Source organism: Candidatus Thiodiazotropha sp. CDECU1, assembly GCF_963455295.1.
Taxonomy (GTDB): Bacteria; Pseudomonadota; Gammaproteobacteria; order Chromatiales; family Chromatiaceae; genus Thiodiazotropha.
Genome location: NZ_OY734020.1, coordinates 2852224 through 2868779, shown reverse-complemented (window position 1 = coordinate 2868779; position 16556 = coordinate 2852224). Strand labels below are relative to the sequence as shown.

General features: G+C 51.4%; 13 protein-coding genes. 7 read left to right on the top strand and 6 right to left on the bottom strand.

Features of this window, described 5'->3' with window-relative positions; genetic code table 11:
- The first annotated feature begins 63 nt into the window (after positions 1-63).
- Together rpsA and ihfB are read left to right on the top strand one after the other, a co-directional pair.
- Entirely contained in the window at positions 64-1740 is a 1677-nt protein-coding gene (gene rpsA, locus R2K28_RS13040; protein WP_316364952.1) for a 30S ribosomal protein S1, read from the top strand.
- Positions 1741-1838: 98 nt separating this feature from the next.
- Entirely contained in the window at positions 1839-2150 is a 312-nt protein-coding gene (gene ihfB / locus R2K28_RS13035; protein WP_116444411.1) for an integration host factor subunit beta, read from the top strand.
- Positions 2151-2154: 4 nt separating this feature from the next.
- On the opposite strand, the gene phoR is transcribed toward ihfB, so the two are convergent.
- Positions 2155-3534 (bottom strand): phosphate regulon sensor histidine kinase PhoR, encoded by a 1380-nt coding sequence (gene phoR / locus R2K28_RS13030; RefSeq protein WP_316364948.1) that lies wholly within the window; start codon positions 3532-3534, stop codon positions 2155-2157.
- Entirely contained in the window at positions 3531-4241 is a 711-nt protein-coding gene (gene phoB / locus R2K28_RS13025) for a phosphate regulon transcriptional regulator PhoB (protein ID WP_316364946.1), read from the bottom strand. Before phoB ends, phoR begins: the two co-directional genes overlap by 4 nt.
- Positions 4242-4552: 311 nt before the next feature.
- Between phoB and R2K28_RS13020 the strand changes: the two genes are divergently transcribed.
- The gene (locus tag R2K28_RS13020; RefSeq protein ID WP_316364944.1) at positions 4553-5824 is read left to right on the top strand and encodes a hemolysin family protein; all 1272 of its coding nucleotides are present in this window, start codon (positions 4553-4555) and stop codon (positions 5822-5824) included.
- On the opposite strand, the gene ppk1 is transcribed toward R2K28_RS13020, so the two are convergent.
- The 4 genes from ppk1 to R2K28_RS13000 form a co-directional block, all read right to left on the bottom strand.
- On the bottom strand, positions 5809-8034 hold the full coding sequence (gene ppk1 / locus R2K28_RS13015; RefSeq protein ID WP_316364943.1) for a polyphosphate kinase 1: 2226 nt from the start codon (positions 8032-8034) through the stop codon (positions 5809-5811). The two genes, R2K28_RS13020 and ppk1, sit on opposite strands and share 16 nt — an antisense overlap.
- 101 nt (positions 8035-8135) lie before the next feature.
- Positions 8136-9386: a 2,3-bisphosphoglycerate-independent phosphoglycerate mutase gene (apgM, locus tag R2K28_RS13010; protein ID WP_316364942.1), complete on the bottom strand. Its 1251-nt coding sequence runs from the start codon at positions 9384-9386 to the stop codon at positions 8136-8138.
- A 95-nt stretch (positions 9387-9481) separates the two neighbouring features.
- Positions 9482-10675: an ATP cone domain-containing protein gene (locus R2K28_RS13005; RefSeq protein ID WP_316364940.1), complete on the bottom strand. Its 1194-nt coding sequence runs from the start codon at positions 10673-10675 to the stop codon at positions 9482-9484.
- Between the two features lie 99 nt (positions 10676-10774).
- Positions 10775-12511: an ATP-binding SpoIIE family protein phosphatase gene (locus R2K28_RS13000; protein WP_316364938.1), complete on the bottom strand. Its 1737-nt coding sequence runs from the start codon at positions 12509-12511 to the stop codon at positions 10775-10777.
- Between the two features lie 306 nt (positions 12512-12817).
- On the opposite strand from R2K28_RS13000, the gene R2K28_RS12995 reads away from it, so the two are divergent.
- From R2K28_RS12995 to R2K28_RS12980, 4 genes are read left to right on the top strand one after another with little or no spacing between them, the layout of a single operon-like run.
- Complete coding sequence (locus tag R2K28_RS12995; RefSeq protein WP_316364936.1) at positions 12818-13948, top strand: MlaE family ABC transporter permease; 1131 nt, start codon at positions 12818-12820, stop codon at positions 13946-13948.
- A gap of 3 nt (positions 13949-13951) precedes the next feature.
- Positions 13952-14752 carry an ABC transporter ATP-binding protein gene (locus R2K28_RS12990; protein WP_316364933.1) on the top strand — a complete coding sequence of 267 codons (801 nt, stop codon included), beginning with the start codon at positions 13952-13954 and terminating at the stop codon, positions 14750-14752.
- Between the two features lie 5 nt (positions 14753-14757).
- Positions 14758-15768: an MlaD family protein gene (locus R2K28_RS12985; protein WP_316364930.1), complete on the top strand. Its 1011-nt coding sequence runs from the start codon at positions 14758-14760 to the stop codon at positions 15766-15768.
- Positions 15768-16382 carry a PqiC family protein gene (locus R2K28_RS12980; protein ID WP_316364927.1) on the top strand — a complete coding sequence of 205 codons (615 nt, stop codon included), beginning with the start codon at positions 15768-15770 and terminating at the stop codon, positions 16380-16382. The genes R2K28_RS12985 and R2K28_RS12980 overlap by 1 nt, the downstream gene beginning before the upstream one ends.
- The last annotated feature ends 174 nt before the right edge of the window (positions 16383-16556 follow it).

Here is a 16556-nt window from a genome sequence, read left to right as displayed (position 1 = left end):
AGACAAAAAACTAACTATTTTAGTCCAGCCAATGCAACCTTGTGTTGCAGGAAACTCAATCCCATGACCGAAAGTTTTGCAGAATTATTTGAGGAGAGTCTCTCCAGTACCCAACTCCGCAGTGGAGCCATTATCATAGGCACTGTCCTGGATATCACTTCTGAGGCCGTAATTGTCAATGCCGGCCTCAAATCAGAAGGTGTTATTCCCCGTGACCAGTTTCTCAATCATCACGGAGAGATCGAAGTTGAGATTGGTGATCAGGTAGAGGTCGCACTGGATGCTGTTGAGGATGGGTTTGGTGCAACCAGACTCTCTCGTGAAAAAGCCAAGCGTGATCAGGCTTGGAAAGTGCTTGAAAAGGCGCATGAGGCAGAAGAGACCGTTATCGGTCGTATCAACGGTAAGGTTAAAGGCGGATTCACCGTAGAACTGAATGATATCCGTGCTTTTCTTCCCGGCTCTCTGGTCGATGTTCGTCCAGTACGCGACACTGCCTATTTGGAAGGAAAAGATCTTGAATTCAAGGTGATCAAACTGGATCGCCGACGCAACAACGTGGTGGTCTCTCGCCGCGCCGTTGTTGAACAAGAGTACAGTGAAGAGCGCGATAAGCTGCTCGAAAATCTGCAGGAAGGTCAAGAGATCAAGGGTGTGGTGAAGAACCTCACCGATTACGGCGCGTTTGTCGATCTCGGTGGCATCGATGGATTGCTGCATATTACCGATATGGCGTGGAAGCGTGTTAAACATCCTTCCGAGGTTGTTGAGATCGGTGATGAGATAAACGTCAAGATCTTGAAGTTTGACCGTGAACGTAATCGTGTCTCGCTTGGTCTCAAGCAGATGGGTGATGATCCATGGGTTGCATTGGCGCGTCGTTACCCGGAAGGCACCCGTCTCTTCGGCAAGGTTACCAATATTGCCGATTACGGATGTTTCGTTGAAATCGAAGAGGGTGTTGAAGGTCTGGTGCATGTTTCAGAGATGGATTGGACCAACAAGAATGTTCATCCTTCCAAGATCGTCTCCCTCGGTGACGAGGTGGAAGTCATGGTGTTGGATATCGATGAGGAGAGGCGTCGTGTCTCGCTCGGTATCAAGCAATGCAAGCCTAATCCCTGGGATGAGTTTGCCGCTACCCATAAGAAGGGCGACCATGTTACAGGTAATATCAAGTCGATTACCGATTTTGGTATTTTCATCGGCCTTGATGGCGGCATAGATGGTCTGATTCACCTGTCTGACATCTCTTGGGATGATGAGGGTGAGGATGCGATTCGCAATTTCAAGAAGGGCGATGAAGTTGAAACCGTGGTCCTCTCGGTCGACCCAGAGCGCGAACGCATCTCGCTGGGCATCAAGCAACTTGCACAGGATCCCTTCTCCTCATTTGTGGCGGCCAACGAGAAAGGCAGTTTCGTTAGAGGTAAAGTTGCAGAGATTGATGCCAAGGGTGCCGTGATTAACCTGGCTGAGGGTGTTGATGGATACCTGCGGGCCTCTGAACTGTCCCGCGATCGGGTAGAGGATGCGCGCAGTGTCCTGAAGGAAGGCGATGAGATAGAAGCGAAGTTTATTGGTGTGGATCGTAAGAACCGCTCCATCACACTCTCTATCAAAGCCAAGGATGCTGATGAAGAGGCAGCCGCTATCAAGGGCTACGCACGTGATGCGGCAACCAGTGCCCCGACATTGGGTGATTTGTTGAAAGAGCAGATGGATAATCAAGGCGAATAGAGCCAGGAGTCGAAATCGATAGATTCCTAATTCAAGGGATCGGGGCCCGCACTAAAGTGCGGGCCCTGAATTATCGGCAAATTGGAGAACTGACAAGAATGACAAAATCCGAACTGATTGAGATTATTGCCAAGGAGCAGAGCCATCTTGCCTATCGTGATGTAGAGTTGGCTGTTAAGTGTATGATTGAACACATGAGTCAATCTCTGGCATCGGGAGAGAGGATTGAGATTCGCGGATTTGGTAGTTTCTCACTTCACTATCGGCCACCAAGGATGGGACGCAATCCGAAAACGGGTAAAACGGTCGCACTTTCCGGCAAATATGTTCCTCACTTCAAACCCGGCAAGGAACTGCGTGACCGAGTGAATCAGTCCTATGCGGAGAGCTTTGCCGAGCAGATGGAATAGAGGCTTATTCAGGAGAGGAATGCGTTAATTCAGGCTGTTCGTCATTGGCGCTATTTACGGCCTCTTCCTTGTCAGGAGCTGTCAAGGGTTTGTTAAGCGTCACCTCTTCGGGAAAGGCGCAGGTAAAACTGCTACCGACACCCAACTGGCTCGATATCCTCAACTCCCCATCGTGTCGACCGATTATATGTTTGACAATTGCCAATCCCAATCCAGTACCCCCTGATTGACGTGATCGGGCCTTATCAACCCGATAGAAACGTTCGGTCAAGCGTGGTATGTGGCGTTCCTCGATACCAGGCCCGGTGTCCGTTACGGTAAGACAAGCCTCGTTCTCAAGACGTAACCAGGTGACGGTTATCTCCGTACCGGGGGGTGAGTGGATAATGGCATTGAAGACAAGATTCGAAAATGCACTCATCAACTCGCTCTCTTCACCGAGCAACCAGAGGCTGTCATTCACGTCCAGAGTGATTTTGTACCCCCCCTTCTGTTCCGCCAGTAGCTGAGCCTGGTCGATTATCCTGCGCAGTAGCTCCGGAATGGCAACCGGTTTTTCCGCGGATGCGGCACGTCCCAGTTCGAGTCGAGAGAGGGTGAGCAGATCGTTGATGATGCTGTTCATCCGGTCTGCCTGTTGCACCATCAAGGTAAAGGGACGCTCCTGAAACGGCAACATATCATTATCGCTGAGATTCTCCAGATACCCAGCGATGACAGTGAGGGGGGTGCGGAGTTCGTGGGAGACATTGGAGACAAAATCCCGTCTGGTCTGATTGAGTTTATAAACATCGGTGATGTCCCTCGCCACTACCAGGCGCTGTGCCTTCTTTCCACCAAAGGGGGTAACCCGAAGCGAGATGATTACCGCCTTATTGGTCGGGGAGGGTAGCTCAAGAGGTTTCGAGTAGTCTGGATTCTTCAGATACTCAGAGAGCTCTTCATGTTTGATATGTTCACTCAATGGAGTATTTTCATCCCGCGGCCAACTGATGTTCAAAAGCTGGTTGGCAGCTGGGTTCGCCCACTCGATGCCGGCGGATTTATTCAGTAATATCAATCCATCGGGAATAGAACTGGTTACCTTTCTGAATCGCGAAGCAAAGCGGCTGAGTGTCCTTTTGCGTTTCCGGCTCCTGGAACGGAATCGTGAGAGTTCTTTGTAGATCAATCCCCAAATGTCCGCTGGGTAGGGTGGATCAATGCGTGCACCCTGGTTGATCAGATAGGCAAGCTTGGTCAGGTAGTAAGCATGTTTGGAGAAATAGGCAATAAAGGCTAATGCGATCGCTACCGGTATTTGTTGCAGAAGATATCCTATAGGAATGAAGATGAGCAGGCTTCCGAGCAGATGATTGATTTCAATTTTCAGATAGTCCCTCACGATGACGGCCGCTCTTGTTGGATGTTGCCAGGGGTAAAACGATAACCTACACCACGCACGGTTTGTAGAAAATTTTTATGGCCTGAGGGAGTGAGCTGTTTTCGCAGGCGTCGTATATGCACATCTACCGTTCGTTCGTCCACACTGGCAGTGGCACCCCAAACGTAATCCAGAATCTGGTTGCGACTATAGACCCGGTCCGGGTGAGTCATGAAAAAATAGAGCAAGCGATATTCAGCCGGGGAGAGATGCAGGGGGGAGCCGTTGATTGATACGCTGTGGCTGTTGGGTTCGATACACAGACCGGCAAATTCCACACCTTTATCTGTCTCTGGTGCGCTATTCCTGCGGATCACTGCTTTGATGCGGGCCAACATCTCCTTGGGTGAAAAGGGTTTGGTGATGTAATCGTCCGCGCCGCTGTCCAGACCATTTACCTTGTCCGATTCTTCAGATCTGGCTGTCAGCATAATGATCGGAGGGGTGTTTGACCGGGCCATCTGTTTCAATTCCCTGGTCAGTTCCAGTCCTGATCTACCGGGGAGCATCCAGTCCATCAGGATCAGGTCATAGGTTTGCTGAGATAGCAGGCGACGGGCCTCCTGGGCGTTATCGGCTTCATCAACTCCATATCCCTTCGTTTCGAGAATATATCGAATCATCTCCCTGACCTCGGGTTCGTCTTCTACCATCAGTATCCGTTGCATTTGTCTGTGCGCCAAGCTATTTGATGGAGTGGGAAGAGACCCCTACCATGCTATTGAGGGAGGCTATACTCTTTTCCTGAGGTTTGAGAGATTACTGTGGGGAAACTTTTTAGCCCATGTTTAAACTGGATATGCTAATTATATGTTATACATAAGGAATATCACTAGTATATTGACTATTTTACTGGGTAGTATTGCACCATAAATTAGAATGGATACATTAAAATTGGCTTTGTATGGTTGTGATTCAGTGCCTTAGCAGTGATAATCACAGCTTGGGCCATATCCGTCAGGATTAATGTAGACACTTCGTGGAAAGTTATCTCATTCTGGCACTGCTACTAGTGCTCTCAGGCGTTTTTTCTGGTTCAGAGACCGCTCTGATAAACCTATCGATGGCTCGTGCGGAAGCACTGTACAAGGAGGGTAGGAATGGAGCTCATGCCCTCTATCTTCTGAAAAAAGACCCGAGCCGCATGCTGATTACCATTCTGATCGGCAACAACGTAGTCAATATCGCGGCTTCTGCCATGGCAACGGTTATTGCGACCGACTATTTTGGTGATTCCGGCCCCGGTATAGCCGTGGGTGTTTTGACCATTCTGATCCTGGTATTTGGCGAGATTACACCCAAGAGCCTGGCAACCCGTTTCTCTGAACGGATCTCGCTGTTTATCGCCCCGCTGATCGTCGGCTTCATGCGCTTCATCTATCCCTTGGTCTGGCTGTTCCTGCAGATCACGAATTGGGTGCAATCGTCCACCAAGGCAATGGATGATCCCCTGGTAACTGAGCACGAGGTGATCACCATGGTGGAGCATGGTGAGGAAGAGGGGGTTATCGATACCGGCGAGAGGGAGATGATCGAACGAATCTTCAACTTCAACGACCTGAAGGCCGAAGATGTCATGACCCCCAGAAGGCAGGTCTTCCGCCTCGACGGCCGACGTACGATACGGGATGTCTTGCCAGAGATTATGCGCGAGGGATTCTCACGCATTCCGCTCTACAACGAGGATCCGGAAGAGATCATCAGTATGGTATTGCTGCGTGATCTGATCAGAAATGTCGTATCCGGTGAATTGGACGTAGCTATCTCTGAGCTGGGGCAGGAACCCCTCTATACCCCATCCAACACAACCATCGATGAACTGATTCGTACCCTCAAGACCAAAAGCATCCATCTGGCCGTGGTGGTGGATGAACACGGCGCCATGCTGGGAGTGGTTTCCCTGGAGGATATGCTGGAAGAGTTGGTGGGTGAGATATATGACGAGACTGATGAAAAGCCCAATGACCTGATGGTGTTGGGCGAGGGCAAGGTATTGGTACAGGGAACTGCTGAACTGCGTGTGGTTGAAGAGTACTACGACATGGATATACCCGGTAAGCCCACCGATACAATCAATCGTTGGCTACTCGAGCACACGGAGAGAATTCCCGAAAAAGACGAGAAGTTCGAATTGGATGGACTTGAGGTACATGTGCAGGACGCCTCCATGCGACGCATTCATCAAGTGGTGCTACGGCGCACCGCCGCCCGTCAGGATAAGGTTGCGCTAGACACTCAGGACAGATCCTGATTGTTACTTTTCAGGCGCTGTTTGAAATGGTTCATGAGCTTTTCGCGCATGCGCTTTTCCCGATGTTTTTTCGCCGCAGCCAAACGCCGTTCAACAACACCGATCAGGGTCTCCTGGCAATTGAGAGATGTCTCACCTGGGTCGGGTATACGTCGTACATAAGTACCGTCGGAAGTCATATCCCAGGCGTTGTGCTTGTCTCCCAGTTGCACATCCAGAATCAAGCGGATCTCCTGGCGCAGTGCCGGTGATTCCACCGGGGTCAATACTTCCACCCGCTGCATCAGATTGCGTTGCATCAGATCGGCGGAGCCGATGAAGTACTCCTCATTGCCACCGTTGAGAAAGTAACTGATGCGTGCATGTTCCAGGAAGCGTCCGATGATGCTCACCACGCTGCCACTCTCACTCAGGCCGGGAATGCCGGGACGGAAACGACAGGTATCCCTGACGATGAGTTCAACCTTGACGCCGGCTTGGGTGGCTTTGTAGAGGGCCTTGACGATGTCTGGGTCCTCAAGGGCATTCATCTTCATCTGGATATGCCCGGGATTTCCATCCTTATGCAATCCGATCTCCCGCTCGATCTTCCCCACCAGGGATTGTTTCAAGTTATAGGGGGCCGCCAGGATCTTACGATAGCTGGGTGGTGGAGAATAGCCGGTCAGATAGTTGAACAACTCTGTCAGATCCTTGCCTGTCTCCTCGTCACATCCAAGTACGCCCAGATCGGTATAGAGTCGCGCAGTGCCGGCGTGATAGTTGCCCGTGCCTATATGATAGTAGCGGCGTAGCTGGGAGTAGTCCTTGCGTATCACCATGATCAGCTTGCTGTGTGTCTTCAATCCCAACACACCATAGGTAACATGGATACCCGCCTGTTCCAGATGTCTTGCCCAGCGAATATTTGCCGCTTCATCGAAGCGTGCCTTGAGTTCTACCAGCACCGCTACCTGTTTACCGTTGCGTGCCGCCTTAATCAGTGAGTCAAGCACATTCCCTTCAGCGGAGGTGCGATACAGGGTCATCTTTATCGCTAATACCTTGGGATCTTCCGCTGCTGTGTGCAGAAAGCGTTCCACCGTGGTGGCAAACGACTCGTAGGGGTGCTGCAACAGCAGAGAGCCATGCTCCCTGATGATATGAAAGATATTGCGCCGGTCATGGGCCAACTGGGGATGATCGGACGGGTAGTGGGGTGGATCGCGTAGCTCCGGAAAATTCAAGCTGGCGATTTCAAACAGGTCGCGAAGGGCCATCATGCGATCGACTTCAAACACATCCTGTTCTTCATCGAGACCGAGCTCAGCAGCCAGCATTCCGCGGTGGGTGGGGTTCATCCCCACGGAGACCTCCAGGCGTACGATGGGGGCGAAGTGACGCTCACGCAGTTCTGTTTCAATGGCCTCCAACAGATCATTGGCCGATTCCTGATCCAACTCCAGGTTGGCGTTTCGCGTAACCCGGAACAGGTTGCATGACTCAATCTTCATGCCAGGGAAAAGCATATCGAGATTGTTGGCAATCAGGTCATCGAGGGTGACGAAGGTATAACTTTCATCCACCTGGATCAGACGTGGTGATACATCCTTGCTGACCGGCACCTTGACCCTTGCCATATGCAGGTCGTGACCGCTGGGAAAACGCAGCGTGACCAGCAGGTTCAGGGTTTGATTGGAAATAAAGGGGAAGGGATGGCTTGGGTCCATTGCCAACGGAGTCAGCATTGGAAATATATTCTGCTGGAAATGTTCGCGTAGGCTTTGTTGTTGGGCGGTATCCAGGGCATCGTATTGGCTGATCCGTATCCCGGCTTCCTCCAGTTTGGCCTGCAGTTCATAGTAGATGCGTTGCTGCGCCTGCTGCATCTCGCATATTACCTTATGGCACTCGGTCAATTGCTGCCTGGGAGTCCTGCCATCAACGGTTGTGGCTGTGAGGCCGGCGGCAACCTGTTGCTTAAGGCCGCCAATCCGTTTCATGAAAAACTCATCCAGGTTGCTACTGACGATGGCGAGGAATTTAATCCTCTCCAGCAGGGGATTCTTCTCCAACTCGGCCTCGTTCAGCACCCGTCTATTGAATGCAAGCCAGGTCAACTCTCTGTTGAGGTAGAGATTGGGATCGTTCAAATCGATTTCGGGGGTCTGTTCAACCTCATTATTTGTTTGGTTGTTCGTATCGATGGTGGCTTGATCTGGTTGGGACATGGTATTGACTTGGCTTTGATAGGTGAATGTTGATTTCCATACTTGCTTAAAGTATAGGCGTACCGGGCGACCTTGCCACTTGTGTCTCGCGAGGGTGTGACTTATAAAACAAAGACACTGTCTTTGGGTCTGAAGTTCTCCAACTGATTCATCTGGTCCAGCATGGACAACAAAAAACCGCTGCTGTTGATGCGACCCAGACCGCCGCTATTGCATGCCAGCTCGGAAAACTCCATGCAGCCATCCACTCTGCCACGAGGGTTATAGATCAGACTGGGTATCGGGTCTCCGGTATGACGGCCTGTATTGGTATCGGTGGAGTGATCGGCAGTAATGGCAATCACCAGCGAGTCGGTGATCAGTGGGGCTATTGCATCATCGATCTTCAACAGCATCTCCCGTTTGCCGGTGGGATCGAGATCATGAGAGTAAATATCAGTGGCTTTGATATGCAGATATACAATATCGTGATCATCTAGCGCCTGTATTGTGGTTCTTACCTTGGCATTCAAATCTGTATCATGGGCAGCAGTAAATTGATCATTCATGAAAAGGTCGTAACCCAACAGCGCGCCAAGTCCAAGCACCGTTTTCTCCCCGGATATCACGGCAGTTTTCATTTTCAGTTGATTCAGCAAGGGTTTGACCTTCGGCAGTTTGCCCGGACCTCTGCAGATAATGCCATTGGCTGGCGGTAAATTATTATCGATTCTTTGACGGTTTACCGGGTGTTGGGAGAGCTTCTCATGGATGATCTCTATTAGTCGATTCACTGCATTAGAAGTCCTAACAGCCGCCCTGTCTGATGGATCGTTGGGCACACAGGAGAGCAGACCTTTGGTCTTGTATAGGTTGCCTGGATCAGTATTCGATATATCGTGGGAGAGACCACTGCCTTCGAGTTGTAAAACAACGCGGTGCTGCGTGGCCGGGTGCAGGCTGGCTGTAATACCATCGCCCAGATCGACCCGACCTATAGTTGCAGCCAGTGATTCGGTGCCCGTGTTGATCCGGCCCGCCCTGCGGTCGAGAATATCGTAGTGATCTTCATCCTTTTTCAAGGTGGCAAAATTGCAGCGAAAGTAGAGCGCCTGGTCGTTGTCGTTCAAGCCCACGCCGGATGCCTCGATTGGACCCCGTGCCAACTTCATTGTGTGCTGTTTGGAGAGTCCGAATAACAGACAGATACCGGTGTGTGTGCCCACCGGCATGCCGGGGAATAGTGGATCGACCAGTCCGCACTGTCCCGCACTCGCCAACCTGTCCATATTGGGTGTTTCGGCCACTTCGAGGGGAGTCTTACCACCGAATGCAGGAATGCCCCGATCACCAAGACCATCAAGGATAATCATCACTCCTTTTTGGGTTGTAAACAATTGTCAGCTCCAAATGTCGATGATTTCTTCAATTTAGTGCGATCTGCCTGCTGAGAAATGCAGATTAGTAGTTATTCTGTACCGAAAATATCTTCAACCTTAGCATGAAAATCCTTCTGTAACACCTCGATAATCGAGCGCATTACTCGATCTGTGGTTTTATCCATATCGTCGTTGGTGATGATCGGAATGGCGTTGTTGTCTGCCTCTGAAAGCAGGTGTGACTGGAGCATCCAGATCGATTCAAAATTCGATAGATAATCACTCTGAGCCGTACGCTCGGGGGCTGTGACGCCGCGGTCTTTCAGTTGGTGTTTAAGCTTGTCCTGTTTCAGTACCGCCAGCATGATCGGAACAATCACGGCATTCTTTTCATCTCCGAACCGATTTACCAGGGCGGGGGAGACATGGACGCCTTCAAGTATCAGGGAAACCTGCTCACTCAATGCGCGCTGTATCACGGCCTCACAGGGGACGGATACCAGTTCAGACTGATGTATGAAGCCATGAATCATCTTCTCTTCAGGAGGTTCCTTGGACTCGGCCGAACCGGGAATTTTGCGCCAGGCATTGAATGAGGAGGTATGCAGTTCAGGAAGAAGCTTTATCGGCACCATCATACGCATGACTTCCCTGAGCATATCCGTGGACTGTGTGCGAATGATATTCAAGCGGTGAGCCACCTCGGTCGCGATAGTACTCTTGCCGCAGCCGGTTGTGCCGCCGATCAAGAGGATCAAGGGACGTTGCGAGTGCTTATAGTCAACCCATACCAGGTAGCGCTTCGCCGCCTCTTTGCCATAGTGCTGCCTCAATTTTTCATAGGTCAGCTTACCAATTTCGCTGCTGTCGACGATATCATGAGGAGATTCCGCCAACTCCTTGTAGACGTTTTGGGTAATATAGGCCGCCCTGTCAGAACCGAGGCCACTCGACTCGAGGGTGCGCCGATGCTCCACCGTGGAGAAGGGCATGAGATTGTTGTTGTGATCTCGTACCCTGATCTTGGTGGCAGCTGGAATGATGCTCTCGTAATTTTCGATAACCTCCTTTTCATCCAGCTTTTGCAGTTCGGATATAACAATTCGGCGCAGTTCCTCAGTGGTGATCTCGTCAACATTATTGATCTGCTGCCGAATATCGGATGAGAGTTGGTACGCTGTGTCAAATGCAAGCCCGGCATCAGTCAAAGAACGAGTCAGGATGCCTCTGAGAAAAGGTGTTCTAATATCATCGGATTTATCGAAAACAAGTGTTTTTGCCATATTACTATCAGTACCCGGTAGGCCATGTCTGACTGCCTGCATAAAGGCATCGAATTGTTACTGTAACACTCCTACAGCAATTTTAGATAACAGGAAAGGTTATAGATTGTCCTCCCACACATAAATTGCTTCAGCCTTGTTACCTGGTGCAAAGAATTGAAGTTGCTTAACCAGTGATTTTACCAAGAGTATTCCGCGTCCACTGTAAATGGTCTCATTTGCTACCTCTTGTGACAGGGAAACGTAGTCAAATCCATGCCCGCTGTCTTCCATTGTAATAACAATATAGCCGCCATCGGTGTTTCGATGAATTCTCAATGCGATGCGTATCTTTCCCTCAGTCAATGCCTCCAGGCGCTGCTCCCGTTGTTGGAAGTAGTTGGTAAAACCCTCCTCGCCCTGTTTAAGCTTGGAATCCATTTGTAGCACGCCATGATCCAATGCATTGATATAGAGTTCCGTAAGGATTGTGAACAGTGGGCGCCGATGCTCATGTAACCCTGCGGTCTCCTGAATGTAATTGATCAGTATGGGTACCGGATCGGCCTGGCGTAGTTGTGAGCCGTAAAAAATCAGTTGGAATTCGATACAGTCGGGATGTTCATGGGAAAACAGTTTATGGGGCATATCGCCACCGGTTACAATATGTGGTGATGGCGATTCCCGTCCGGGCAGGAGATCGGGGAACAGGGGTACTTCGACAACGCTGATGTCGTCGTCTTGAGGGGCGTCCTGGCAGAATGCTTCAAGATCCCTGGCGAGCTTGTCCAGTATATAAGTGTTGCTGTCACTCTTAATGATGGCTTGAATGAATCGTTCCTGACCGAACAGTTCACCTTTCGAATTTCGGGCTTCGGTAACACCGTCAGTGGCGAGAATTACCCGGTCACCCTGTTTTACCCGCAGGTGGTGAAAGTCATCCTTGAAATCGATATCCGGGGCGATACCCAGGGGAAGTGATTTCGACACGATCTGTTGTTTGATATGCATGCTTTCGTTTTCGACCAGAAAGCAGTCAGGCATGCCGCAGTTGATAATGGAAATATGGTCTAACTGGTGGTCGACCTTGACAAACTGCGTTGCCAGGAACATGCCGGTGGGTAACAGGTTGTAGAGCTTGTTGTTGATGGCAGAGAGTATCTGCTGGGGGGCAAATCCCTTGCCAGTCATGGAGCGAAATACCTCAGAGGTTGGCAGTGCGCCCAGTGCGGCCGCCAATCCATGGCCGGTGAAGTCACCCAGCAGGACATGCATATCTTGTGATGGGGCGTATGCGGTCAGCATAAGGTCGCCACTGAACACGCTGGCTGGTTTTAATAAACTGTGGATGCGGTCGAGGCCTACATTGCCGGCGATCACTGCACCGCTGAACACCTGTTCAGCAATCTCTTCGTCACGTTGCATCCGGCTGTAGAGCATGCGGGTGTCCTGATGCAGAATGCGAATACGCTCCATCGCCTTAACCTTGGCCGAAAGCACGGTAAAACTGTAGGGTTTGGAGAGAAAGTCGTCGCCACCTACCTCGACACAGCGGGCCAGGGCCTTTTCATCGGACATGGCGGTGAGGAAGATAATAGGGATGAACTCGTCACCGGATAGGCGCTTGATCTCTGTAGTCGCTTCATAGCCATCCATGACCGGCATCATGACATCCATAAAAATGATATTCGGGCTCTGTTGCTGGAACAGCTGTATCGCCTCGGCCCCGTTTTCAGCCTCGATCACATGGTAGCCGCGCTTCTTTAACAACGCCTTGAGAATCATACGGTTTGTCACCTCATCCTCGACAATGAGTGCAATACCGCCGTGTTGAGGTTGGGTTGAAATCATTGACATAGTGGTTACCGTAGTTGTTATTGCTATACAGTCAGTATGGTATTGGTAAATGTAACAAACCTAAAAACCGGTTACCCGTTTTACTCAGTTATTGCATAGTGAATTGCTGCAGTTTTTAGTTTTCAGTGGCTTTCATGATTTTCACGACTATTTTCCTACTGCTGATCATAATGAATATGCAGGAATTAAATGTGCCCGGTTTTACTCCTGATGTACACTAGGATCTATTAACCAGGCTTGGGATCAGCATGCCGTATAAGCTTTTTGCGCTATGAAGATACGCCAATTCGAACGGGAAACCCATACGTGGTCGAAGATTCACTGACAATTTCCTATCCATCAGAGAGCCGGGCAGTATTGGTGTTCAAGGGGTCCTGGACCCTGCAGGATATGCGCTTCGATTGGCAAGGATTGAAACAGGAGTTGAGGTCGCATAGTGGTCTCAAGGCGATTGCCCTCGAAACCGGTCAGCTGGCTCGCTGGGACAGTCAATTTTTGAATATCGTGCAGCATCTATATGATTTCGCCCACGAGCAGAGCCTGCAACTGGAAACGGAGGATCTACCCGATGGGGTTCGCAGGCTGCTTAAACTGGCGCAGGAGGTCCCTGAGCGTAAGGGTGCGCGGCGAAATTCAGAAGCCTTTTCATGGCTCTACCGCACCGGGGCACTGACCCTCAAGGCGTGGCGGGAATCGGTACAGTTCACCCGGTTTGCCGGTGAGCTGACACTCTCCCTGTTGCGACTGCTCTCCGGCAGGGCGAGCTTTCGCGGCATCGACTTGCTGCGTTTCCTGCAGGCGGCCGGTCCGGAGGCACTGCCCATTGTCAGCCTGATCGGTGTCTTGGTCGGGGCGGTGCTTGCCTTTGTGGGTGCCTTGCAACTGCAGATGTTCGGAGCCGAGATCTACGTGGCCAATCTGGTGGGTTTGGGGTCGGTACGGGAGATGGGGGCGATGATGACCGCCATCATCATGGCGGGTCGAACCGGCTCCGCCTATGCCGCACAGCTGGGCACCATGCAGGTCAATAATGAGATCGATGCGTTGAAAACGTTCGGTATCTCAGTGGTGGACTTTCTGGTCCTGCCACGCTTCCTGGCGCTGCTGATCATGTTACCGTTACTCACCCTTTGGGCTGACATGCTGGCGATTGTTGGTGGTTTGATGGTCGGCGTCTGGGTGCTGGATATCTCGCTGATCGAGTATTTGATTCAGACCCGGGAATCCATGGGCTGGAACGACTTGGCCGTTGGCACGGTGAAGAGTGTGCTGTTTGCCATTGTGATCGCCATGTCGGGTTGTCTGCGTGGACTGCAGAGCGGCAGAAACTCCTCTGCGGTGGGGCAAGCCACCACCTCAGCGATGGTGACGGCGATCCTGCTGATTGTCATATGGGATGCCCTTTCGACGCTGATATTCAATCAACTGGGGATCTGAGCCATGCCAGGGGAAAGTGCAGCGCCAAAACAGCGAGCAGCAACCCATATCGAGGTCAGGGATCTGACCATGGAGTATGCTGATTTCGTGATCCAGCGGGATCTGAATTTCACAATTTGGCAGGGTGATATCTTTGTCATCATGGGTGGCAGCGGTTGTGGCAAGAGTACCCTGTTGCGCCATTTGATCGGGCTCAAAACACCGGCAAAGGGGGAGATTTATTATCATGGGGAGGCATTCTGGCAACTGCCTGAGGATCGGCGTCAGGACCTGATGCGACGCATGGGGGTGCTGTATCAAAGTGGCGCCCTGTGGGGCAATATGACACTGGCGGAAAATATCTCGCTGCCCATCGAGACCTATACGGATCTGTCTCCGCAGCAGGCACGGGAGCTGGCCACCTATAAGCTATCCCTCGTGGGACTCAAGGGTTTCGAGGACTACCTTCCCGCTGAGATCAGCGGTGGCATGCAGAAACGCGCCGGTCTCGCCCGGGCCATGGCTCTCGATCCCGAACTGCTGTTTTTCGATGAACCCTCGGCTGGACTGGACCCGGTCAGCGCCAAGCGTCTGGATGATTTGATCATCGAGTTGAGTGAGAGTCTCGGAACCACCATCGTGGTAGTGACCCATGAACTGGCCAGTATATTCGCGATTGGCAATAATTCGGTATTTCTCGACCCTGAATGCAAAACCATGATCGCTCATGGCAACCCGAGTGAACTGTTGCAAAGTTGCAGCGATCCCAGGGTACAGGCATTTCTGACCCGGGGCGTGAATGCCTCATCAACTTCTGGAAGCTGAACGATATGCAATCGAAGGTCAGTCCAACCCTCATCGGTCTCTTTGTCCTGCTATCCCTGGGATTGGCCCTAAGCGCGATTTTTCTTCTCTCCGACGGCGGTCTGGCGCATAAATCCACCCGCTTTATTCTTTTTTTCGAGAGTGATGTAAAAGGGCTCCAGGTCGGTTCGCCGGTTAATTTTCGTGGCGTCAGGGTCGGCAAGGTCGAGTCCATGTCGATCACCTATTTCAAGAAGAGCCAGGAATTCAGGATTCCTGTCATTATCGGCATCGATGATACACGGGTTGGGATCGATGGTGTGCATACGGGCAGTGGGGTGTTGATCGGATTGGATGATCTGATCAGGCAGGGACTGCGGGCGAGGCTCAATCTGCAAAGCCTGGTTACCGGCAAATTGGAGATAGAACTCGATTTTCATCCCGACACCCCGGTTCGGCTGGTGAATACCGATTCAGAATACCGGGAGATCCCCACTATTCAATCGAGCATGGAGCGAATCGCCACTGCCCTGGAGGCTGTGCCCATTGAACGGATTATGAAACGCCTGTCAGAGATCCTGGACAGCATCGATGAGATGGCCGCCAGCGGTGAGCTGATCCGACTCAAGGACTCACTCTTGCAGATAACCCAACGTCTCGATAGTGTCACGGAACAGCTGCATAAGGTGACACCTCAACTCATCGCCGGTAGCACAGGCACCCTTGAGGAAGCACAACAAATGCTTGCCGAGATTACCAACACGGCAACCCAATCACAGCAACTGTTGGTTGAAACCGAAGCCAGGCTGACCAAGGCGTTTTCCAGTTGGGAACGGACCATGAAAAATGGTGAGGCGACTATTTCTCAAATAGGAGAGGTGGCATCGTCCGCTGACAAGCTGCTGAGTCAGGAATCACCGATACTGACTGAAATGACGGTCACCCTGCGTGAGCTGGGGGCGGCGGCAAGATCCATTAAGAATATGTCGGAGTACCTGGAGCGCCATCCTGAAGCCTTGTTGAGGGGGAAACAGTAATGCAATCCATAGTCTGCGTGCGACCTTTAATGTTCGCCCTATGTCTCTCTCTGCTGTTCACAGGGTGTGCCGGGACCTCGTCCCAACCGACCCGTTTCTATCGTCTCGATGGTCAGTTGGAGAAGGCACAAACCATCTCCCTGAAACCCCTGCCTGGGCAACAGCTGGTGGGCATCGGGCCTGTCAGTTTGGCCAGCTATCTGGACCGGCCTCAAATCGTGGAGCGCCACTCACCCCATCGTTTGGCGCTGAATGATTTCGATCATTGGGCAGGTTCTCTGCAGGAGAATATCGTTCAGGTTATTACCGATCAGTTGCGACAAAAGCTCGTTGATATGCAGGTTATCTCCTACCCATGGCATGGCAGTATAAGACCTGATTACGAGGTGTTGCTAAGGATCAGTCGATTCGATCGTGAGAGTGGCAGGGTGTGGTTACAACTGCGTTGGACCCTTGTTCGTCGTACCGACAACAAGCTTCTGGAGATGCAGCAGCTGGTCATCGAAGAGCCTGCTCGGGGTGATGGTGTGGAAGCAGGGGTTGCCGCCGCCAATCGGGCCGTGGGGCAGTTGGCAGAGCGAATAGCCGCTACCATACTTGCCATGAAGCGGTGATCCCCGGGTTGCCTAAGCTAAACGCTAAGGAACCTCTGATTAACTCTCTTTTCGTCATCCCGGCGCATGCCGGGATCCAGGAAAATCAAGCACATAGATTCCGGCATGCGCCGGAATGACGGATTAATCAGACCTTCCCTAAGTTTAGTTCCACTGCGCCAGCGTGGGAAGGAG

Excerpts from the sequence above, each read along its gene's own strand:
- rpsA (WP_316364952.1), top strand. The coding sequence starts at position 64 with ATGACCGAAAGTTTTGCAGAATTATTTGAGGAGAGTCTCTCCAGTACC.
- ihfB (WP_116444411.1), top strand. The coding sequence starts at position 1,839 with ATGACAAAATCCGAACTGATTGAGATTATTGCCAAGGAGCAGAGCCAT.
- phoB (WP_316364946.1), bottom strand. The coding sequence starts at position 4,241 with ATGCAACGGATACTGATGGTAGAAGACGAACCCGAGGTCAGGGAGATG.
- ppk1 (WP_316364943.1), bottom strand. The coding sequence starts at position 8,034 with ATGTCCCAACCAGATCAAGCCACCATCGATACGAACAACCAAACAAAT.
- apgM (WP_316364942.1), bottom strand. The coding sequence starts at position 9,386 with ATGATTATCCTTGATGGTCTTGGTGATCGGGGCATTCCTGCATTCGGT.
- R2K28_RS13005 (WP_316364940.1), bottom strand. The coding sequence starts at position 10,675 with ATGGCAAAAACACTTGTTTTCGATAAATCCGATGATATTAGAACACCT.
- R2K28_RS13000 (WP_316364938.1), bottom strand. The coding sequence starts at position 12,511 with ATGTCAATGATTTCAACCCAACCTCAACACGGCGGTATTGCACTCATT.
- R2K28_RS12990 (WP_316364933.1), top strand. The coding sequence starts at position 13,952 with ATGCCAGGGGAAAGTGCAGCGCCAAAACAGCGAGCAGCAACCCATATC.
- R2K28_RS12985 (WP_316364930.1), top strand. The coding sequence starts at position 14,758 with ATGCAATCGAAGGTCAGTCCAACCCTCATCGGTCTCTTTGTCCTGCTA.
- R2K28_RS12980 (WP_316364927.1), top strand. The coding sequence starts at position 15,768 with ATGCAATCCATAGTCTGCGTGCGACCTTTAATGTTCGCCCTATGTCTC.